The following is a 19,777-nucleotide window of genomic DNA, read 5'->3' on the forward strand; positions in this document are numbered from 1 at the left end:
CAGCTCACACCCTCGTGTACTTCGACAGGGAGGCGGCGGAGGAGATCGCGGCCAGCGCGACGGCGGCCAGGATGAGCCAGGGGGCGATGTAGAGAACATCACTGGTGCGGATGAAGGCGCTGGTGAAGGTCACCGAGCGGCTCAGCCAGTGCTCGATGATGTAGTACACGCCCAGCCACAGGGCGCCGATGGACATCAGCGCCCCGATGAGCGCCGCGATGACGCCCTCCAGGATGAAGGGCAGCTGTATGAAGAGGTTGGAGGCGCCCACGAGCCGCATGATGCTCGTCTCCTTGGAGCGGCTCATCGCGGACAGGCGGATCGTCGTCGAGATGAGGAGGACCGCCGCCAGGGCCATGATCGCCGCCAGGCCCCCGGCGATCCAGGTGGCGCGATTCATGACCAGGAAGAGCGGATCCAGGGTGGAGCGCTGGTCGACGACGCGCTCGACGCCATCGCGCCCGGCGAACTGCTCGGAGACCACCTGGTACTTCTGGGGGTCGTTGAGCTTGACGCGGAAGGAGATCGGCATCATCTCCTCCGTGGCGGTGCGCCCGATGGGGGTGTTTCCATAGGCCTTCATGAACCTGGCGTAGGCCTCGGCCTTCGTCTCGATCGTGTACTCCTTGACGTAGGAGGACAGCGCCTCGGAGCCCAAGAGCTGCTCGACGGCGTTGATCTGCGCCTGCGTGGCCTCGCCGGCAACGCACTCGGGGCGGGCCGAGGAGGGCGGGCACATGTAGACGCTGACCTGAACCTTGTCGTACCACTCCCCCTTCATGGTCGAGATCTGGGACTGCAGGAGAGCGGCGGAGCCGACGAACAGCAGGGAGACGAAGGAGACGAGGATGACCGAGATCGTCATGGCGACGTTCCGGGACAGCCCCTTGAGGGTCTCAGCGGTGATCAGGCGGAATCTCATCAGCGGTTCTCCTCAGCGGTCCGAGCCGTAGACGCCGCGGTCCTGGTCGCGCACGACCTTGCCGCTCTTGAGCTCGATCACCCGCTTGCGCATCTGATCGACGATCTCATCATCGTGGGTGGCCATGACCACCGTGGTCCCCTGCCGGTTGATCCGGTCCAGGAGGCGCATGATGCCCACGGAGGTCGAGGGGTCGAGGTTGCCGGTGGGCTCATCGGCCAGGAGCAGCTTGGGACGATTGACCATGGCCCGGGCGATGGCGACGCGCTGCTGCTCGCCGCCGGAGAGCTCGTGAGGGAGGCGCTTCTCCTTGCCGGACAGGCCGACGAGCTTGAGCGCCTCGGGCACGGCGGTGCGGATGTAGTGGCTCGGCTTGCCGATGACCTGGGCTGCCAGGGCGACGTTCTCGGCGACCGGCTTGGTCTCCAGCAGGCGGAAGTCCTGGAAGACGAAGCCCATCTCGCGGCGCAGCTGGGGGACCTTCCAGGTGGAGATCTGGGAGAGGTCCCGTCCCAGCGCGTGCACCGCCCCTGAGGTGGGGCGCTCCTCGCGCAGGGTCAGGCGCAGGAAGGTCGACTTCCCGGAGCCGGAGGCGCCCACGAGGAACACGAACTCGCCGCGCTCGATCTCGATATCGACATCGTCGAGCGCGGGACGGGCCCCTCGTTTGTAGACCTTGGAGACATGGTCGAATCGGATCATCGGTGGATCGCTCCTGGCAGGCACAGGCGCCAACGCGCGCCGGTCGGAGCCACGGTACGCACGATGAAGGCGAATCCAGCCCGTGACACGCCCAGGCGAGAGCAAGGCGACAACCCTGTGATGCGCGGGTGCCTGCCCTCCCCGGCGCCGCCCCACCGTCCTCGCGGCCGGATGCCCGCCGCCCCCTCGCCCGATAGCCTGGTCCCATGAACGAGCAGGAGGCGCTTCGCGCCGCGAGCGATTCCTTCGCCTCGATGGTGGACCACGGCTCATGGGCGCGCTTCACACCGTCCCTGGCCCCCTTCCTGACGGCGCTGAGCGGGGGCGCAGCCCAGGACGGGCTCTCCGCCAGTGGTCTCGACGCCCGGGCGGGGCTGATGATCCTGCTCACCGCTCCTGCGCCGGCGGCCGCTCAGGATGCCCTCGGCCGGCACCGGGGGCTGCGCGTGCTCCTCTCCTCTCGCGGCCGGCCCGAGGTATCCCCGGAGCCGCCCGGGATGATCGTCCTCGGGCGCGGTGGCGGCGTTGAGGTGGACCTGCCGATCGTCGATGAGGCGGGAAGGTTCCTCCTCGACGACGCGATGCGCCAGGGGCTGAACGCTCTGGGATGGGAATCCGACGGGGAGGTCATGCGCCAGGCCTTCGACGACGCCACCCGGGCCGCCGAGGTGATGACGCGCGCCCTCATCGAGGTGCTGCGGGTGGCGCACCCGGCGGACCTCGACCATCTCCTCGCCCAGGCTTGAGCCGCCCCGGCGAGGGCACTGGCCTCGAGGACCCCTACCCCTCCTCCTGGACTGACTCGTCGACGACGACGTAGGGCGGCTCCGCCGACTGCCCGGCCTGCTCGGCCGGCGCCTCCCAGTGGTCCGCCGGCAATGGCGCGGGCGCCGCGGGACCCGGGGCGGCGTCCGCCGATCCGGCACTGGCGGCGCCCGGCGTCGTCGCGCTCGACGGGCTCGCGGGGGTCGTGGCGCCGTCGGGGAGCTCATTGCCATTCTCATCACGGCGGACGCGGGCGAAGCGGGTGTAGCCGCGGTTGAGGTCATGGCCGACGGCGGTGAGACTGAGCACGTTGGTGATGATGACGCCCTTGCCCGAGTCCCACGCCTCCTGAGTCATGCGTCCGGCGAGGAGGACGGGGTCCCCCTTGCGCAGGGCCTCGGCGGCGTTGAGCGCCAGGCTCCCCCAGCACTTGGCGGTGAACCACATGGTGGCGTCGTCGACCCATTGGCCTGAGCGCGTGCGATGGCGGGTGGTGGTGGCGACTCGGAAGCGGCAGTAAGCCAGGCGCCGCTCATCGTTGCCGGAGAACGTGAGGACGGGGTTGGTGCCCAGGGTGCCCTGGATGGTGAGGTCGAGCTGGTGCGTCATGATGACTCCTGTGGGTGAGGATCCGGCCGGGTGCCGGTTGCCTCCCACAGTGCACGAGGCGGGTTGGCCGTGGGCCGACGGGTCCCCAGGCGGACCCGCTCGGGCGACGCCGCGGCGCCTGTGGTTCCCCACCGGGTGCCTGGGGCACGGGCGCTCAGACGCGCAGGGCCTCGCGCAGTTCCCGATGCCGGGCGAGCACACCCTGCGCGGGCGTGGTCAGCCCCCGGGCGGCGACAACGGCGAGCCTCTCTCGCACCCGGTCCGCGTAGTCGTTGGCCTCCTGATCGGCGCGCGCAATGCGGCGGGCCCCCGACCAGAGGAACAGCAGCGCGCCCAGGACGAGCAGGGCGACGGGGATGAGGAAATTGCCGCCCTGAGCGATCATGAGGCCGCCCCAGGCGAGCCCCAGCAGCGTGGCGATGAGGCCTCCCCACCAGCCGAGCTCGATGACCGGCGAGCGGTGCCCGGGCAGGCGGATGGAACCGACCGCCTCAGCGGTCTGGGCGGCCAGGGTCTCCGGGCTCATGACCTCGGCGTCGACGCTGCGCAGCCAGGCGGCGGGCAGGCCCTCGGTGGTGCGGCGCATCCACGTGGTGCGGATGGCGGTCACGGCCGGACGAGAAGGGGCCTCCGGGCGGGCCAGGGCTCGCGGCAGCGGCCGCGCCAGTCCCTCGCGGATGGAGGCCTCCACAGCGCGCGCGCCCGAGGCGTGGACGAGGGCATCGACGGCGGCGGCCTCGTGCTCGGGCGAAGTGACCACGGGGTGGGCCGCGGCGGACGGGCGAAGGCGCAGGCAGATGGCATCGAGCTCGGCGGAGGCGGTGCGCGCGGCGTTGGACTCGCGGCGGACCCTTTCGATGAGGATGTCGCGGACCTGGGTGAGGTTGTCGCCGCGGACCGCCGAGACGGGGATAACCCGGACCTCGTGGAGCCCGTCGGAGTCCAAGAGGGACCGGATGTCCCTCAGGAGGCGCTCCTGCCCGCCGGGGGGCAGGGTGTCAACCTGATTGACGAGCAGCAGCATGTCCTCCTGGCGGGCGCCCAGACCCCGCAGATAGCCCTCATGAAGAGCGGCGTCGGCGTACTTCTGGGGATCGACCACCCACACGAGCACGTCGGCCAAGGGCACGAGCCGGTCCACCTGGAGGGCGTGCTCGGTGGTCACCGAGTCGTAGTCGGGGACGTCGAGCAGGACGAGACCGGCGAGCTCGTCCTCGTCGTCGGCGTCGAGGAGGGACTCGCGGCGGATGCGACGCTCGTCGTTGACGCCCAGGAAGTCCAGCAGGGCGATGGCATCATCGCCCCAGGTGCAGGCCGCCGACTCCGAGGTGGTGGGGCGCCGGGCGCCCACATCGGCGAACTGCAGCCCGGACAGCGCGTTGAAGAGGGAGGACTTCCCCGATCCGGTGCCTCCCAGGAGGGCGACAACGGTGTGGTCCACGCCCAGGACGAGCCGCTCGCCGACCTCCTCGAGGCTGGTTCGCGCGGGCAGGGCGAGGGAGGCGGGCACCTCCGTCGGGCAGGAGTCGATGGCCGCGCGCAGGCGATGGAGCCGGGCATCGAGGTGGGCGGCGTCGAGCACCATCGGGGAGTCCTCCTGGGCGGTCGAGGCAGTGCGGGACTGATCAGGCTTGGGAGAGGTGGTCATGCGGTCGCTCCAGGGCGGGTGAAGGGAGTGAGCTCGCCCGAGCGCAGGCGCAGCGCCGCGGCGAGCGCGGGGTCGGGGGCGAGCCCGAGGGCCGTCCCGGGGGGAGCTACGCGCGCCAGGGCGGCGTCGAACGTGGCGGTCAGGGAGGAGCGCGCGCAGTCCACGGCTTCGGCCAGGCGGAGCCTGTCAGTGGCGGTTCGCGAGCCCTCGACGCCAGCGGCGGCAGCGATGATCAGATCGCCGATCGCCGTCCCGCGCAGGCCGCGAGCGGAGGCCCCCGGGTTGGCGCGGACAGCGTCGGCCCATTCGGCGATGATCGCCTCGGAGTCGGGGACAGCCGGCAGGAGGCGCCCGGCGGACTCCTCCGCCCCGGCCTCGGTCCAGATCCGCTGGACGTCGTCGGCCAGGGCGACGAGGGCGGCCTCGAGACGCGAAGCGAGGGCCGACTGGGAGTCGGAGGCGAGTTTGGCGAGAGCCTCCGCCCGGACCTTGGCGGCGCGCCCGAACAGGCCCCAGGGCAGGCGCGATCCCGTGGCCAGGGGGGCGAGCGGGGCGCCGGAGGACGCCAGGGTGACCCACCGGGTGGCGGGCGCGCCCTCACCGATCTCCCCGCGCTCCAGGTCCGAGCGGATCTCGGCGCCGGGGTCGACGAGCAGCGCGGCGGTGGCCTCCTCCAGGCGCTTGGCGGCGTCGTCCTGGATATCGACGGCGTCGGCCAGTGCGGCCAGATCGCTCTTGAGGGCGGACCACAGACCGCGGCCACCGCGACGCACCAGGCCGGCGGCGCGATGGCGCCCGGCCAGCAGCCGCAGCCAGTCGCGGATCTCACCGACGGCCTCTTCGGGCAGGAGGCCCTCGTGCGGGCCGGCGTCGGGGATGACGAAGAAGGGGGCCTCGGCCAGTCCGATCCGGTCCAGGCGGGTCATGAGGTCCCTGCGCACCTCCGGCAGGACGTCGGCGCGCACGCGGTTGAGGACGATCGCGATGGGCATCTTCCGCTCAGCGGCGGCCTCCAGCGTGGTCCACGGCGTCTGGTCCCCGTAGCGAGCGGCGGTGGTGACGAAGAGCCATAGGTCGGCCGATTCCAGGAGGCGCGCGGCCAGGACCCTGTTGGACTCGTGGACCGAGTCCAGGTCCGAGGCGTCCACGAGGGCCAGACCGGCGGGCACCGCCTCGGACTCCCGGATCGTGCACACGCTGGCGAGGGAGTGGTCGCTGAGCGGCTCGCGGTCCTCGGGGTTGACCACGAGGACGGGGGTGCGCGTCGTCGGGCGCAGGACCCCAGCGACGGAGACCTCCGCCCCGAGCACGGAGTTGACGAGGGTGGACTTGCCGGCGCCAGTGGAACCGCCGACGACGACGATGGCCGGGACCTCGGCGTCGGCGATGCGGGGCAGGACGTGGTCACGGATCTGGCAGATGAGGCTGTGGCGCAGACGGCGAGCGGCCTCCGTCTCGGAAGCGCCCAATGCCAGATCGAGCCGCTCGAGGTCGCCAACAGTGCTGTTGAGCACCTCGATGAGTTGGGCGCGACTGAGCGCCGAGGAGGGCAGGCCATCCCCATGGGGTGCTGGGGATGCCGATGGGGCGGTAGGGGGCATGATCCAACAATATGGGCAACAGGGCTGATCGCGCTCGACCAATCCGGCGCGGCGATGCCGCCGGCCCCTGGGATTCGGAGAACGTCGTCATTCCAACGGTGCCCCCACCCGGACTCGAACCGGGAACCTGCGGATTAGAAGGCCGATGCTCTATCCATTGAGCTATGGAGGCGCGCGCCGGGTCGCCCCGACGCCGGTTCCAGCCTACGCCACACCATCCCCCGGGCCCGATCTCCCGGCACCGTCGCCCAGCCGGCCGATGATGCCCCGATGGGGTGCCCGCGGCGCCGGTTCCGGTGATCATGGCGAGCGAGTCGCAGATGAGCGCGGTCCCGAGGCCCGCGCTCCTGAGGAGCGGGGAGCGGCGAGCCCCCGGCGATCCGCGGGGCGAGGGCTGGCACTGGGACCGGATCGACGTCAGGCAGCAGGGCGATGGGGATCCCTTAGAGGTGATTGCCCCCGAGGATGACGGGCCGGGCTAGACTGCTGGCCCGTGAGCCGACAGATAACGACCTCGGATCCCCTGGTGTGGATCGACTGCGAGATGACCGGCCTCGACCTGGGCGCCGACGCGCTCATCGAGGTCGCCGTCATCGTGACGGATTACGAGCTGGTCCCGCTGGGCGAGGGCATCGACGTACTCATCAAGCCCCCGACCGCTGCTCTGGAGCGGATGGGCGACTATGTGCGCTCCATGCACTCCTCCTCCGGTCTGCTCGACGAGCTCGACGGCGGGCTGAGCCTGGCCGAGGCGCAGCGCGTGGCGCTCGACCATGTCCGCTCCCTCGTGCCCACGGCCCGCACGGCACAGCTCGCGGGCAATTCGGTGGGCACGGACAAGGCCTTCCTCGCACGCGATATGCCCGAGCTCATCGACTACCTGCACTACCGGGTGGTTGACGTCTCCTCCATCAAGGAGCTGGCCAAGCGCTGGTTCCCCAGGACCTTCTTCCAGGCCCCCCAGAAGCAGGGCGGGCATCGCGCGCTCGCCGATATCCTGGAGTCCATCGACGAGCTGCGCTACTACCGAGCGGTGCTGTTCCCCGACGGCGAGGGGCCGTCCTCGGATGATTGCCGGGCCGTCGCCGCCCAGATCCTCGCCAACCCGACAATGACAGCCCACCGGGCCTGAGCCCGGCGGACCGCAAGTCGGCGAGCAGCCGGACAGCGGTCCCAGAGCTGGCGTGACACAATCCACGGTTACTGGTTTGCCGGAGCTCCGAGCGAGCCGATACAGTACCGATTCGTTGCGGTCCCGCCCATCGTGGGAACTGCGCATGGTGGCTGTAGCTCAGTTGGCAGAGCGCTTGGTTGTGGTCCAGGAGGTCGCGGGTTCAAGCCCCGTCAGCCACCCCAGGCAAGAGCCTGCGCGATCGTGTCGGCCAGAGCAGGCCGCGCCGAGGGTGTTTCCCGTGCTGCTCGGATGACCGGCTGTCACGCCGATCCGAGTGGGGGCGGGCCCCGGACCCGGTGGCCGGGTTCTATCGCCCCGAAAGGACATCACTGTGCACCGACGCGACTTCATGCTCCTCCTGGCCGCCGCCACCGCCTCGGCCACCGGCGCCTGCACGACGGGCAACGACGCCAGCGCCCCGGCCACCTCCCTCAAGCCGGTGGAGACCTCAGCGGCGCCCCCGACGACGCCGTCCCCCTCCCCCACCCCGGAGCCCAGTCCGACGCCGTCGCGCAGTGGGCTGTGGCTTCAGGACGGCCCTCCCGAGCTCCCGGCCCCCTCGGCCCCGGACTCGGTCATCACGGGCCTGCCGGAGTCGGTGGGCAACACCGTGGCCCTGACGATCGACGACGGCGCCGACGCCTCGGTCATCGACGCCTACCTCGACTTCGCCAAGGACTCCGGAGTCAGGCTCACCTTCTTCGTCACCTCCTGCTACCCCGGCTGGACGGACTGCAAAGACAAGATGAGACCCCTGGTGGAGTCCGGCCAGGTGCAGCTGGGCAACCACACCGTCACGCACGCGGGCCTGACGAGCCTGAGCGAGGCAGGCATCCTCGAGGAAGTCTCCGGGTGCGAGACCTTCCTCAAGAACACCTACGGGGTGACGGGCGCGCCTTTCGTGCGTCCGCCCTACGGCTACCGCAACGCCACGACCGACGCCGTGTGCGCCCGGCTGGGATACTCGACATCGACGATGTGGTACGGGTCCTTCGGCGACTCGGGGCTGCTGACCGAGGACGTCCTGCTGGGTGAGGCCCGGAAGTGGCTTGGGGCCCAGCGCATCGTCATCGGGCACGCGAACTTCCCCACCGTCACCCGCCTGTACGGTCAGATCATCGAGATCCTACGCGAACGCTCCCTGCTGACGGCCACACTCGACGACGTCTACTTCGGCCCGGGCCACAACCGGCGCGTCTGAGCGGTCCTCCCCGCCGGCCCGCTGCTCTAGCGCGGTGCCACGCCCGCGCGCAGCAGCCCTACGACGTGCCCGTCGGTGAGGGCCTCCCAGGTGGCCTCGACGATATCCGTGCCCACGCCCACCGTGGACCAGGTGCGCTCGCCATCGGTGAGATCGATGAGCACGCGGATGATCGAGCGCGTGCCCCGCTCGGCGTCGAGGATCCGCACCTTGTAGTCGGTCAACTCGAAGGCACGGATCTCCGGGTAGACCTCCGCCAGCGCGTCGCACAAGGCGGCGTCGAGGGCGTTGACCGGGCCATTGCCCTCCCCCAGAACCGCGAAGCGCCTCCCGCCCGCGTGCAGGCGCACTGTGGCCTCCGCCTGGGTGAGGGTGGAGCCGTCCACCGGCAGGAAGCGATCCGCCCCCGCTGGGGCGGCGCGCACCGAGGCCTGCCAGGACTCCACGCGGAAGTAGTCGGGCAGTTCCCCCAGCGCGTGGCGCAGCAGTAGCTCGAAGGAGCCGTCCGCGGCGTCGTAGGCGTAGCCGGCGGCCTCACGGGCCTTGACGGCCTCGGCGACCCTGCCCAGGACGTCGCCCTCCCCCGAGGTGTCGATGCCCAGCTCGCGGGCTTTGAGCTCGATCGAGGCGCGCCCCGCCATCTCCGAGACGAGCATGCTCATCGTGTTGCCCACACGGGCGGGGTCGACGTGCTGGTAGAAATCGGGATCCACCCGGATCGCCGAGGCGTGCAGGCCCGCCTTGTGGGCGAAGGCCTTGGCCCCCACGTAGGCCTGGCGGGTGGAGGGGGCGCGGTTGGCGATCTCACCCACGGAGCGCGAGATGCGCGAGAGCTCGGCCAAGCGCCGCGCCCGCTCGGCCTCATCTCCCGGAAGGGCGGTGAAGCGGGTCTTGAGCTCCAGGTTCGCGATGATGGTCAGAAGCTCGGCGTTCCCGGTGCGCTCCCCCATGCCGTTGACGCACCCCTGCACCTGGCGGGCTCCGGCCTCCACCGCCGCCATCGCACCGGCCACGGCCAGGCCCGAGTCGTCATGGGTGTGGATCCCGACGACGCAGTCGGGGTGCCCAGCAGCGTCCAGGGCGCGGCGCAGGCGGGCGACGGAGCCCGCGATGACGCCTGGAAGCGCCCCACCATTGGTGTCGCAGGCGATGACGGCGCCGGCGCCGGCACGGGCCGCTGTCAGGGCCACCTCGATCCCGTAAGCGCCGTCGGCCTGTCGTCCCAGGCCGTCGAAGAAGTGCTCCAGATCGACCATCGCCTCCCGATCCGCGCCCACCAGCAGGGCGGTCGAGTCGGCGACCATGCGCAGGTTCTCCTCCAGCGTCGTGCGCAGAGCCCGCTCGACGTGCCTCGGGTCGGACTTCGCCACGAGGGTGATCACGTCGGCCCCGCTGTCCAGCAGTGCGCGCAGGCCAGGATCCTCGGCGGCATGGGCGCCCGGGCGGCAGGTGGAGCCGAAGGCCACGAGCCGCGCGGTGGCCAGGTCCAGCTCCCGGGCCCGCGCGAAGAGCTCGGTGTCCTTGGGGATGGCTCCGGGCCAGCCCGCCTCGATATAGGCCGCGCCGAGCTCATCGAGGAGGGCGATGATCGCGAGCTTGTCCTCCACGGTGAAGGAGACGCCCTGCTGCTGGGCGCCGTCGCGAAGCGTCGTGTCATAGATGGCGACGGCGTCGCCACCGGCGGACAGAGTCGCTCCATCGGTTCTCATGGCGCCTCCTTCATCGATCGTCGGCCAGCGGACCGGCCGCCGGGAAGACGAGCAGTCGCGGCACGTGCGGCATTCCAGCCGTCATCCTGTCATGAAAACCGCCGCCGCATTCCCGATGGACCGCCCATTGGCCGCCCACCGGACGCCGCGGCCCCGCCTCCCGCGCAGGGAGGAGGCTATGACCTCCACCGATTCCGCTGCGCGTGCAGCGCTTATAGGGGATACTGGGGCAACGCCGCCTGAGGCGCTTCAGTGCTGATATGACCGTTGACCTGTTGCATCCGCGCTGGCTCCGCGGGCACCATTGCCTCCCCTCGACGAAGGATTCTCCCGTGGCTGAGCATGGCGCCGCCCCGACCTCGCCCGGGGCGAGGACGGCCCCGCCGCCCGTGAGGCCCTCGTCGCCGTCGGCGGGCTCACCGCCCGCGCGGGGCGGGGCGGCGCCCCAGTGGCGCGAGCGGGAGATCGGCGGCTCCCGCCTGCACCTTCCCCACGGCGCCACCGCCGCTCTCGACTCGGCGATGTGGGCGCTGGCCGTGATGATCGTGGCCGTCCTCAGCCTGACCGCGGGGATCGACACCCGCCCCGAGGGCATAGGGGTCACGCTGACGGCGCTGCTGGCGGTCGTCCTCCAGATCGTCGGCTACCTCGCCTTCCTGCGGGGGCGGGCGCGCTTCGCGACCATCGACGAGATCCCCTCCGTCCTGCTGACCGACGTCGTCATCGCCGTCGTCCTCTCCGCGTTCTCCGGGCTCTCCACGGGGCTCCTCCTGCCGCTGCGCGACTCCATCCTCTCCGGTGGCTGCGCCCTCACCCTCCACCTGGCCTGCCGGTGGCTCTACCTGCGGGTGGTCGAGGCGCGCCAGCGGCCGGTCGGCAGACGCGCGCGGCGCACGATCATCATGGGCGCCGGGCACGGCGGCGCCATGGCGATCAGCCTCATGCAGAATGATCCCTCCTCCCCCTACACGCCCGTCGCCCTGCTCGATGACGACCCCGCCAAGCGGCACCTGCGGCTCTCCGGGGTGCGGGTGCTCGGCCCCTGGCGCGCCCTGGCGCAGGTGTCCCGGGAGACCAATGCCGACCTCGTCCTGCTGGCGGTGCCCTCAGCCAGGCCGGAGGAGGTCGACGGCGTCGTGACCCGGGCCCGAGAACTCGGCCTTGAGATCCGCGTCATGCCCAGCGCCGAGGAGCTCATGGGGCTGGCGCCCTCCCTCGCGCCGGCCCCGGCGAGCGCCATCGCGCAGCGCGGCACGGGCATCTTCCGCCCCTTGGAGCTCTCAGACCTGCTGGGGCGCCGGGCGATCGACACCGACGTCGACGCCATCGCCTCCTACCTCACCGGCGAGCGGGTCCTCGTCACCGGCGCGGGCGGCTCCATCGGGGCGCAGCTGTGCCACGAGATCGCCAAGTACCGGCCCGAGCGGCTCATCCTCGTGGACAGGGACGAGTCCGCCCTGCACGCCGTCCAGCTGTCCCTCGACGGCAAGGCGATGCTCGACTCCCCCGATCTCATCCTCGGAGACCTGCGCACCCCCGGTTTCATCAGCGGATTGTTCGATGAGGCCCACCCGACGATCGTCTTCCACGCCGCGGCGCTCAAGCATCTCACCCTCACCGAGCGATTCCCGGAGGAGGCGTTCCTGACCAACGTGGCCGCCACCAGCGACCTCCTCACGGCCGCCACCGGCCATGACGTGCGCCTGTTCATCAATATCTCCACCGACAAGGCCGCCGATCCCACCAGCGTGCTCGGCCATTCCAAGCGCATCGCCGAACGGCTCACCGCCGCCGTGGGGATGAGCCTGCCCGCCGAGCGGCGCTTCATCTCCGTGCGCTTCGGCAATGTCCTGGGCTCGCGCGGCTCGGTGCTCCACACCTTCGCCTCCCAGTTGGAGCGCGGATTGCCCCTGACCGTCACAGATCCCCACATGGAGCGCTTCTTCATGTCCATCAATGAGGCCTGCCAGCTGGTCCTCCAGGCCGGGGCGCTGGGGCGCAGCGGGGAGGTGCTCGTCCTGGACATGGGAGAGCCGCACAACATCGAGTCGCTGGCCCGGCGCTTCGCCACTCTCATGGGCTATGACGAGCCGCACGTGGCCTACACGAGGGTCCGGCCCGGGGAGAAGATGACGGAGTCGCTGTTCGGCGCCGGGGAGACAGACCGCCGCCCTTGGCACCCGCTCATCTCGCATGTGGATGTCGCGGCGCTCGGGCTGGGGACCCTCCGGGAGATCGATGATCTCCGACTGCACTCCGAGTGGGGCCGTCAGGGCGAGCTCGTGCGCCGATGGATGACGGGCATGAGCCAGGCCCCCATCCCCGAGGATGCATCCGTGAGGCCACCGAAGGAGGGCGCCGCGCATGACCGGGGCGGCGCACCGACCGGCAGGGGCGCCGTCGAGCGAACCGGGGCCACCACGTGACCCCGCCGGCCCTCCCGATGCCGCAGTCGCCCGAGGCCTCCTGGGAGACTTGGGGCCTGGCCATGGGCGCACTCACCGGCCTGGTGGCGGGGGTCGTCCTGACCGCCGTCACCATCCCGGTGCTGCGGCGGGCCGGCGTCATCGATGTCCCCGTGGACCGTTCCCTGCACGCGAGGCCGGTCCCCCGCGGCGGCGGAGGCGCCCTGATCCTGGCCGCGGTCCTGGCCGCCGGGACGGGACTGGCCGGCGCGGTGGCCGAGGGCGCGATCCCCCGATCCGACAGGCTCATCGAGGTGGTGAGCGTGGGGTTGAGCACGATCCTCGCCCTGACGATCCTGGGGCTCGGCGACGACCTGTACACGCTGCCGATCGGCGCGCGCCTCCTCGCCCAGGCGGGCCTGGGCGCAGGGCTGGCCCTGCTCACGACCTCGATCACCGGGGCGCCGCTGTGGCTCGTGATCCCACTGGGGGCGGGCGCCGTCGCGATGATCAACGCCACGAACTTCATGGATGGGGCGAATGGGCTGGCGGCCGGACACGCCCTCGTCGCTGCGGCGTACTACACGCATGTGGCGTCGTCGGCGCGGATCCCCGGGCTGGCCCTCGTCATGGCCGGGCTCGGCGGAGCAGCCGCCGGGTTCCTGCCCTTCAACGCGCCCCGCGCCCGGGTCTTCCTCGGTGATGCCGGCTCCTACGCGCTCGGGGCGGCGTGGTCCTTCGGCGCGGCCCTCTGCCTGGCCTCCGGGGTGCCGCTGCTCGTCGCGGTGGCCCCGCTGCTCGTGCTAGCCACCGACACGGGTCTCACCCTGTGGCGCCGCGCCCGCTCCGGGCAGCGCTGGTACGAGCCGCACCGCGAGCACGTCTACCAGCGGCTCGTCGCCGCCGGGTGGCCGCACTGGGCGGTGGCGCTGCTCGTAGGGGCCTGCGCCGCGGCCTGCTCGGTAGTGGCGCTGGCCTCCTGGGAGGGGCCCGGCGGACACGTCGCGCGGGCACCGGGGATCATCGGGATGCTGGTGGTCCTGGCCTGCTACATGAGCCTGCCCTCGCTCGTGAGCGCGGCGCGCCGCGAGCGCCGTGAGCACGGCAGCGCGGACGGCTCCAGGTCCAAGGGCGCCGCCCCTGAGGATGGTGAGCGGGGGTGAGGATCCTCCTGCTCACCCACTACTGGGCGCCGGAGATCGGCGCGCCCCAGAACCGCTGGCGGTGGCTCGCCCGCGGCCTGGTGGAGCGAGGTCATGAGCTCGCCGTGCTCACTCCCGCCCCGCACTACCCGGCCGGCGTTCTACTCGACTCCTCGCCCCGGCTCGCCTCGGGCGCCATCGCCCGCGATGAGACTGGGGCAATGATCCACCGCACGACTTTCAGGCCCTATGGGGCGGGGATCAGCGGGCGCGGCGCGGATCAGATGCTCGCAGCGGCGGACGGGGCGCGCCTGGCCCTGGCGCGCTTCGGGGGAGGCCACCGCCCCGATGTCGTCATCGGCTCGGTCCCCGGCCTGCCGACCCTGCCCGTGGCGCTGGCGGTCGGGGGCGCGCTGCGGCGCCCCGTCGTCGCCGAGCTGCGCGACGCCTGGCCGGACATCCTCGACTCGAGCCGCCACTGGGCCGAGCCCCCGGCGGGACTGTTGCGGCGGGCGGCGCCAGGGCTGCCTCGCGGCATCGGTGCCGCGGCCCCGCGTCTGTCACGCCGCGGCGCCGTCGCCCTTCTCCCCCCGCTCGTCACCCTCCTGGAGCGGCGCGCCGACGCCGTCGCGGTCACTACGGACTCCTTCGCCCAGGCGCTGCGGGAGCGCGGCATGAGGAGGGTGAAGGTCATCCGCAACAGCGCCGTCCCATCGGATTGGGGCCTGCCCGCTCCCCCTGTGCGCCGAGACGGTGATGATGGGCGCCCAGAGCTCCGCGTCGTGTACCTGGGAACCGTCGGGCGCAGCCAGGGACTGGCGGCCGCGGTGGAGGCCGCGGCCCTCGCCGAGCGCCGGGGAGTCCGCCTGCGTCTGCGGATCGTGGGCGACGGCGCGCAGGCTGCCCACATCCGCGCCACCGCCGAGAGGTTGGGGGCGCCCGTGGAGATGCTGCCGCCGGTCGCGCCCACGGCGGTGGGCGCGCACTACGCCTGGGCCGACACGATCCTCGTCAGCCTCCAGGACTGGCCGGCCATGTCCATGACGGTGCCCTCTAAGCTCTACGAGGCCCTGGCTACCGGTCGCCATATCAGCGGCGCGGTCGACGGCGAGGCGGCCGGCATCATCCGATCCGCAAGGGCCGGGCTCGTGGTCCCCCCGCAGGATCCCCGGGCCCTGGCCGCCGCCTGGGCGGCCCTGGCGGCGGACCGCTCCGGCCTGACCGCGAGCGCCGGGCGGCAATGGCTCTCCCGCCACGCGAATCGGCATGACCAGGTCAACCGCTACGAGGCGCTGCTCGACGAGGTCGCTCATGGCTGAGCCCCTGGGTCCCCGGGTGGCCTCCTCTGCCCACTCCCCGGCACCAAGAGCAGCGCCTCCCACGGCGCTCACCGGGCTGCGCGCCGTCGGCCTCCTGGCCGACACCGTCGCACGGCACATGACGGAGGACCCCTTGCTGCTGGCGCTGCAGAGCGCTCGCCGCCTGCCCCACGGGGGGCGCGCGGTCCTGTCCGCGGCAGTGGGCGCGGGCGCCACCGGTGATTCGCTCCGCCCCGCCCTCGCCGCCCTGCTCGCCGATCGTCCGGCCCTGGCGGCGCGGGCCCTCTCCCAGGCTCATCCCGGCAGCGCCCTGGGCCGGCGCCTGGCGGCTGAGATCGCCCTGGCCGTGGGCCTGGCCGATCTCCTGCCCGGCGGGGCCCCGGCCGCCCCGCCGAGGATGAGGGCCCGGGACCTGTGGTCACGGGGGCACCTGGATGAGGCGATCGGGGCCCTCGACACCGCCCTGGCCCACTCCCCCTCCTCCCGGGGCGGGCTCCCCGGAGGGCGCCATCGCTCGATCCGAACCGCCCGGGCGCGCCTGTCCGCCGAGCTGGCGACGATGTCCCCGGGCTTCGCGCTGCCCGCCGTCCCCTCGCGCGGTTGGCAAGGGCCACTGCGGTCAGAGGTCCCCCGGGTGCTGCACCTGCTGACCAACTCCCTGCCGCACACCCAGTCCGGCTACGCCATGCGCTCGCACCACCTGCTCCTCGCCCAGCAGCGGGCGGGCGAGGAGCTGCGGGCCGTCACCCGGATCGGATACCCCGTGACCGTGGGGCGCGTGAGGGCGGCCCCGCGCGACATCGTCGACGGCGTGGAGTACCACCGGCTCCTGCCCTCCCGGCTCGCGCCCACGCCCGCGGCCCGCCTGGCGCAGACGGCCCGGCTCCTGGCCCGGCAGGTGGCCGCCTTCCGCCCCGAAGTGCTGCACACGACGACGAACTACGTCAACGCCCTCGTCGTCTCCGCCGTGGCACGCGGGCATGACTTGCCGTGGATCTACGAGATGCGCGGGATGCTGGAGTACACGTGGGTGGCCTCCCGGCCTCCCGAGCAGCAGGCCGAGGCCCTGGCCTCCCAGCGCTTCGCCCTGCTGAGGGCCAAGGAAACCGAGGTGGCCCGGCAGGCGGACGCCGTCATCGTCCTGTCGGCGCTCCAGCGCGATGACCTCGTGGCCCGGGGCGTGCCCGCCGAGCGGATCACGGTCGTGCCCAACGCGGTGGACGGGGAGGTCCTGGCCGTCAAGCCCCGCTCTCCCGCCGAGGCGCGCGCCCGCCTGGGCCTGCCGACCGGGGGCTTCTGGGTGGGAAGCGTCTCGTCCTTGGTGGACTACGAGGGGTTCGACGTGCTCCTGCGGGCCGTGGCCCTGGCGCGCGGCCAGGGTGTGGACGCTCGCTGCGCGATCGTGGGCGACGGCGTGAGCCGGCCGGGGCTGGTCGCGCTGGCCGAGGACCTGGGCCTGATGGCCCCGGGGTCGGGGGTCTGCGTCCTGCCCGGCCGAGTCCCGGCGGATGAGGCCCTGGGCTGGTACCAGGCGCTCGACGCCTTCTGCGCGCCCCGGCGGGACACGCCGGTGTGCCGGATGGTCACGCCGCTGAAGCCGCTGACGGCGCAGGCGCTCGGGCGCCCGGTGATCGCCTCGGACCTGCCCGCGCTCGTGGAAGTCACCCGGGGCGGCGGGCTCCTCTTCCCCGCGGGCGACGCCGGCGCCCTGGCGGAGCAGATCCGCCGACTCGCCCAGGCCGGCACCGATGCCGCACCGATTCGAGCGGCCCACATCACGCCGTCGGCTGGGATCGGACTGCCCACCTGGGAGGAGAATGGGATGGCAGTCCGCACGATTCATGAGGAGGTGCGATGAGTATCAGTCCTCCGGCGCCCTGTCCCGGCAGGTCGGATATGACAGGGCTGAGGCCCGTCGGCAAGCGCCCGCCCCTGGTGGTGTACATGCGCCAGACCTGGCGGCGCCGCCATTTCATCTGGGCCGATGCCCGCGCCCGCGCCCTGGGGACCCAGCGGGGAACACTCCTCGGCAATATCTGGCTCATCGTCAAGCCGATGCTCGACGCCCTCGTCTTCTTCGTGGTCTTCGGGCTGCTGCTGGAGACCAACCGCGGCATCGACAACTTCGTGGGCTACCTGCTGGTGGGCGTCACGATGTTCCCCACGCTGCAGCGGGCGATCACCGGCGGGGGCCAGGTGATGTTCGCGGGCAGGAACCTCATCCGCTCCTTCTCCTTCCCCAGGGCGGCCCTGCCGATCTCCTTCGCGATCCGGGGCGCCCTGGATGCCCTGCCGCCATTGGCCGCTCTGCTGCTCATCGTCATGATCCTGCCGCCGCACGCCTGGCCCTCATGGCACTGGGCCCTCATCGTGCCGATCTTCGCTCTGCAGAACCTCTTCGCCCTGGGCCTGGTCCTCTTCACCTCCAGGCTCACGGCGCAGCTGCCGGACATGCGTAATGTGTGGCCTTTCGTGGCCCAGTTCTGGTACTTCGGCTCCGGGGTGTTCTTCTCCTTCGACAAGATGATGCACCGGCCCGCCGCCAGGTTCGTCGTCGATTGGAACCCCGGCAGCAAGCTGCTGACCATGTACCGCGATGTCATCCTCTACCAGCGCGTGCCGCCGGGGCGCGACTGGGCGGTCATGTGCCTGTGGGCGCTCATCATCGTGGGCGTCGGGTACATCTTCTTCTGGGCGAGGGAGGAGTCCTATGGCGTCGAGCGCTGAGACCTCCTCCGTCCACGGGGCCCCGTCGTCCGGCCGGCGCGCGGCGGCGCCCGTGACCGTCGTCGTCGACGACCTCCATGTGCGCTACCGGGCGCCCTCGGCCGACGCCTCGGCCATGCGCGCCCTCAGCCCCGCCCGGCAGGTCGCGATGAGGGCCTTCGGGCAGCGCCCGCGCGTCAGCGTCGACGCCCTCAAGGGGGTGTCCTTCGTGGCGCGGGCCGGTGAGTCGCTGGGGATCCTGGGGCGCAACGGCTCGGGGAAGTCCACCCTGCTGCGCATCGTGGCGGGCCTGGAAACGCCGCGCTCGGGGAGGGTCCTGGCGCGCTCCACGCCCGTGCTCCTGGGTGTCAATGCGGCCCTCGTGCCGGACCTCCCCGGGGAGCGCAATGTCATCCTCGGCTGCCTGGCCATGGGGATGACGCCGGAGCAGGCCCGCGCCGCCCTGCCGGGGATCGTGGGCATGGCGGGCATCGGCGAGGCGATCTACCGGCCCATGAGCACCTACTCCTCGGGAATGGCCTCGCGCCTGCGCTTCGCGATCGCGGTGTCGGCCAGCCCGGACATCCTGCTCATCGACGAGGCCCTGTCCACCGGGGACGCCGCGTTCAAGGAGCGCAGTGAGAGCCGGATGGCCGAGCTGCGCGCGAATGCCGGCACGGTCTTCATCGTCAGCCATGCCGCCCAGACCATCGAGGAGATGTGCACACGCGCCATCTGGCTCATGGACGGCGAGCTCATCGGCGACGGCCCCGGCCCGGAGATCGCCCACGACTACCGCTGGTGGTCCTGGAACGTGGCCAAGGGGGAGCGCGCCACCGCTCAGGAGATCCTTCAGCGCTGTCGGCGCAAGTGGGCGCCCCGCCCCGCGGCCCCGACCCAAGCGGCCGCCCCGACGCGGGCCTCTGCGGGTCCCGTGCCGACAGCCCCGGGCAGTGCCGGTAGGATGAGCGGGGCGGCGGCCCCCGGACCCGCCTCCCTCTCCCCCGCATCAGCATCCCCGCGCGCCGCGCGCCGCACCGGCGGCTACGCGCCCCGTCACCGTAAGGACGCCTCCCAGTGACCGCCCCCGCCCCCGCTCGATCCCTGGCGATCCTCGGATCCTGCGTGGGCAGGGACTCCGCCACGGCACTGCAGGAGCGAGGCTGGCAGGTGACGCGCTACGTCGCCAGGCAGTCCATCATCTCCACCGGCAATGCCGTGGACGTGCGCGCCATCGACGCCGGCGCCCTGGAGAGCGATTTCGCGCGGCGCTGCTTCGCCTCCGACGCCGCCGGCGACGCCGAGGCCCAGCTGGCGGGCCTGGCCGCGACTACGGACGCGCTGCTGTGGGACCTCACCGACGAGCGCCTCGGCGTCATCGAGACCTCCCCCGGGCACTGGCTCACCCGCTCCACGGAGGGCCTGACGGCGAGCCTGCGCCTGGGCCGGGACTTCTACGGACCGTTGAGCGGGCGCGTCATCGAGCTGGGCACCGACGAGCACCAGGGGCTCTTCGCCGCCGCCCTGCCGCGTCTGAAGGCGATGCTCGAGCGCGTCGGGCTGCTGGAACGAACGATCCTCCTCCAGGCGCCCTGGGCCGCCCGCACGGCGCAGGGGCGCTCCACCGTGCGCAGCTGGGGCATAAGCGCCCTGGGGGCCAACTGGGCGATGATCGATTACTACGAGAGGGCGCGCGCTCTGGGAACTCATGTGCTCCAGGTGCCCGACGAGCTCGTCGTGGCCGATGACGCCCACCGCTGGGGATCGGCCCCCTTCCACTACATCGGCGCCTTCTACGACTGGGTGGCCGACGGCGTCGAGGCCTTCGCGGCGCGCGGCTGAAACCGGCGGAGTATCCCGGCGGGACCCGCATG

Annotated in this window: 16 protein-coding genes and 2 tRNA genes; 11 read left to right on the forward strand and 7 right to left on the reverse strand. The window is 72.1% G+C overall.

Features of this window, described 5'->3' with window-relative positions; all coding sequences use genetic code 11:
• Nucleotides 1–4 precede the first annotated feature (4 nt).
• Both ftsX and ftsE read right to left on the reverse strand, forming a co-directional pair.
• Entirely contained in the window at nucleotides 5–922 is a 918-nt protein-coding gene (gene ftsX, locus B1H50_RS08375; protein WP_080463328.1) for a permease-like cell division protein FtsX, read from the reverse strand.
• Nucleotides 923–934: 12 nt separating this feature from the next.
• Nucleotides 935–1,624, reverse strand: coding sequence for a cell division ATP-binding protein FtsE (ftsE, locus tag B1H50_RS08380; protein ID WP_073452333.1), 690 nt, complete (start codon nucleotides 1,622–1,624; stop codon nucleotides 935–937).
• A 206-nt stretch (nucleotides 1,625–1,830) separates the two neighbouring features.
• On the opposite strand from ftsE, the gene B1H50_RS08385 reads away from it, so the two are divergent.
• Nucleotides 1,831–2,370, forward strand: coding sequence for a TY-Chap domain-containing protein (locus tag B1H50_RS08385; RefSeq protein WP_080463329.1), 540 nt, complete (start codon nucleotides 1,831–1,833; stop codon nucleotides 2,368–2,370).
• Between the two features lie 34 nt (nucleotides 2,371–2,404).
• Here B1H50_RS08385 and B1H50_RS08390 read toward each other — a convergent pair whose 3' ends face one another.
• The 4 genes from B1H50_RS08390 to B1H50_RS08405 form a co-directional block, all read right to left on the reverse strand.
• The gene (locus B1H50_RS08390) at nucleotides 2,405–2,998 is read right to left on the reverse strand and encodes a single-stranded DNA-binding protein (RefSeq protein ID WP_080463330.1); all 594 of its coding nucleotides are present in this window, start codon (nucleotides 2,996–2,998) and stop codon (nucleotides 2,405–2,407) included.
• A gap of 154 nt (nucleotides 2,999–3,152) precedes the next feature.
• Nucleotides 3,153–4,646, reverse strand: coding sequence for a GTPase (locus B1H50_RS08395; RefSeq protein ID WP_373284826.1), 1,494 nt, complete (start codon nucleotides 4,644–4,646; stop codon nucleotides 3,153–3,155).
• Nucleotides 4,643–6,247, reverse strand: a complete 1,605-nt coding sequence (locus B1H50_RS08400; RefSeq protein ID WP_080463331.1) for a GTPase domain-containing protein — start codon at nucleotides 6,245–6,247, stop codon at nucleotides 4,643–4,645. Before B1H50_RS08400 ends, B1H50_RS08395 begins: the two co-directional genes overlap by 4 nt.
• Nucleotides 6,248–6,346: 99 nt before the next feature.
• Nucleotides 6,347–6,419 (reverse strand) — tRNA-Arg (locus B1H50_RS08405).
• A gap of 333 nt (nucleotides 6,420–6,752) precedes the next feature.
• Between B1H50_RS08405 and orn the strand changes: the two genes are divergently transcribed.
• The 3 genes from orn (at nucleotide 6,753) to B1H50_RS08425 (ending at nucleotide 8,622) form a co-directional block, all read left to right on the forward strand.
• Nucleotides 6,753–7,379 carry an oligoribonuclease gene (gene orn, locus B1H50_RS08415; protein WP_080463363.1) on the forward strand — a complete coding sequence of 209 codons (627 nt, stop codon included), beginning with the start codon at nucleotides 6,753–6,755 and terminating at the stop codon, nucleotides 7,377–7,379.
• A 148-nt stretch (nucleotides 7,380–7,527) separates the two neighbouring features.
• Nucleotides 7,528–7,603, forward strand: a tRNA-His gene (locus B1H50_RS08420).
• 149 nt (nucleotides 7,604–7,752) lie between these two features.
• On the forward strand, nucleotides 7,753–8,622 hold the full coding sequence (locus B1H50_RS08425; RefSeq protein ID WP_080463333.1) for a polysaccharide deacetylase family protein: 870 nt from the start codon (nucleotides 7,753–7,755) through the stop codon (nucleotides 8,620–8,622).
• A gap of 26 nt (nucleotides 8,623–8,648) precedes the next feature.
• Here the strand turns inward: B1H50_RS08425 and cimA are convergent, their stop codons facing one another.
• Nucleotides 8,649–10,331, reverse strand: a complete 1,683-nt coding sequence (cimA, locus tag B1H50_RS08430) for a citramalate synthase (protein WP_080463334.1) — start codon at nucleotides 10,329–10,331, stop codon at nucleotides 8,649–8,651.
• Nucleotides 10,332–10,663: 332 nt separating this feature from the next.
• On the opposite strand from cimA, the gene B1H50_RS08435 reads away from it, so the two are divergent.
• Genes B1H50_RS08435 through B1H50_RS08465 form a run of 7 tightly spaced genes read left to right on the forward strand, consistent with a single transcriptional unit; the run spans nucleotide 10,664 to nucleotide 19,745 of the window.
• Complete coding sequence (locus B1H50_RS08435; protein ID WP_080463335.1) at nucleotides 10,664–12,757, forward strand: polysaccharide biosynthesis protein; 2,094 nt, start codon at nucleotides 10,664–10,666, stop codon at nucleotides 12,755–12,757.
• A 17-nt stretch (nucleotides 12,758–12,774) separates the two neighbouring features.
• Complete coding sequence (locus B1H50_RS08440) at nucleotides 12,775–13,899, forward strand: MraY family glycosyltransferase (protein ID WP_188640741.1); 1,125 nt, start codon at nucleotides 12,775–12,777, stop codon at nucleotides 13,897–13,899.
• A complete protein-coding gene (locus B1H50_RS08445) occupies nucleotides 13,896–15,197 on the forward strand; it encodes a glycosyltransferase family 4 protein (RefSeq protein WP_080463337.1) in 1,302 nt (433 codons plus the stop codon). The genes B1H50_RS08440 and B1H50_RS08445 overlap by 4 nt, the downstream gene beginning before the upstream one ends.
• Nucleotides 15,190–17,055 (forward strand): glycosyltransferase, encoded by a 1,866-nt coding sequence (locus tag B1H50_RS08450; protein ID WP_080463338.1) that lies wholly within the window; start codon nucleotides 15,190–15,192, stop codon nucleotides 17,053–17,055. Before B1H50_RS08445 ends, B1H50_RS08450 begins: the two co-directional genes overlap by 8 nt.
• On the forward strand, nucleotides 17,052–17,924 hold the full coding sequence (locus B1H50_RS08455) for an ABC transporter permease (RefSeq protein ID WP_229657978.1): 873 nt from the start codon (nucleotides 17,052–17,054) through the stop codon (nucleotides 17,922–17,924). The genes B1H50_RS08450 and B1H50_RS08455 overlap by 4 nt, the downstream gene beginning before the upstream one ends.
• Entirely contained in the window at nucleotides 17,908–18,984 is a 1,077-nt protein-coding gene (locus B1H50_RS08460; protein ID WP_080463340.1) for an ABC transporter ATP-binding protein, read from the forward strand. Before B1H50_RS08455 ends, B1H50_RS08460 begins: the two co-directional genes overlap by 17 nt.
• Nucleotides 18,981–19,745: a DUF6270 domain-containing protein gene (locus tag B1H50_RS08465; RefSeq protein ID WP_080463341.1), complete on the forward strand. Its 765-nt coding sequence runs from the start codon at nucleotides 18,981–18,983 to the stop codon at nucleotides 19,743–19,745. The genes B1H50_RS08460 and B1H50_RS08465 overlap by 4 nt, the downstream gene beginning before the upstream one ends.
• Nucleotides 19,746–19,777 lie beyond the last annotated feature (32 nt).

The sequence above is a fragment of the Actinomyces gaoshouyii genome (assembly GCF_002072175.1).
In the GTDB taxonomy this organism is placed as follows: domain Bacteria; phylum Actinomycetota; class Actinomycetes; order Actinomycetales; family Actinomycetaceae; genus Actinomyces; species Actinomyces gaoshouyii.

Bases quoted from the DNA above. Each gene is read 5' to 3' on its own strand.
- ftsE (WP_073452333.1), bottom strand. From the start codon at position 1,624: ATGATCCGATTCGACCATGTCTCCAAGGTCTACAAACGAGGGGCCCGT.
- B1H50_RS08455 (WP_229657978.1), top strand. From the start codon at position 17,052: ATGAGTATCAGTCCTCCGGCGCCCTGTCCCGGCAGGTCGGATATGACA.
- B1H50_RS08460 (WP_080463340.1), top strand. From the start codon at position 17,908: ATGGCGTCGAGCGCTGAGACCTCCTCCGTCCACGGGGCCCCGTCGTCC.
- B1H50_RS08400 (WP_080463331.1), bottom strand. From the start codon at position 6,247: ATGCCCCCTACCGCCCCATCGGCATCCCCAGCACCCCATGGGGATGGC.
- B1H50_RS08440 (WP_188640741.1), top strand. From the start codon at position 12,775: ATGCCGCAGTCGCCCGAGGCCTCCTGGGAGACTTGGGGCCTGGCCATG.
- ftsX (WP_080463328.1), bottom strand. From the start codon at position 922: ATGAGATTCCGCCTGATCACCGCTGAGACCCTCAAGGGGCTGTCCCGG.
- B1H50_RS08450 (WP_080463338.1), top strand. From the start codon at position 15,190: ATGGCTGAGCCCCTGGGTCCCCGGGTGGCCTCCTCTGCCCACTCCCCG.
- B1H50_RS08385 (WP_080463329.1), top strand. From the start codon at position 1,831: ATGAACGAGCAGGAGGCGCTTCGCGCCGCGAGCGATTCCTTCGCCTCG.
- B1H50_RS08395 (WP_373284826.1), bottom strand. From the start codon at position 4,646: ATGACCACCTCTCCCAAGCCTGATCAGTCCCGCACTGCCTCGACCGCC.
- B1H50_RS08390 (WP_080463330.1), bottom strand. From the start codon at position 2,998: ATGACGCACCAGCTCGACCTCACCATCCAGGGCACCCTGGGCACCAAC.
- cimA (WP_080463334.1), bottom strand. From the start codon at position 10,331: ATGAGAACCGATGGAGCGACTCTGTCCGCCGGTGGCGACGCCGTCGCC.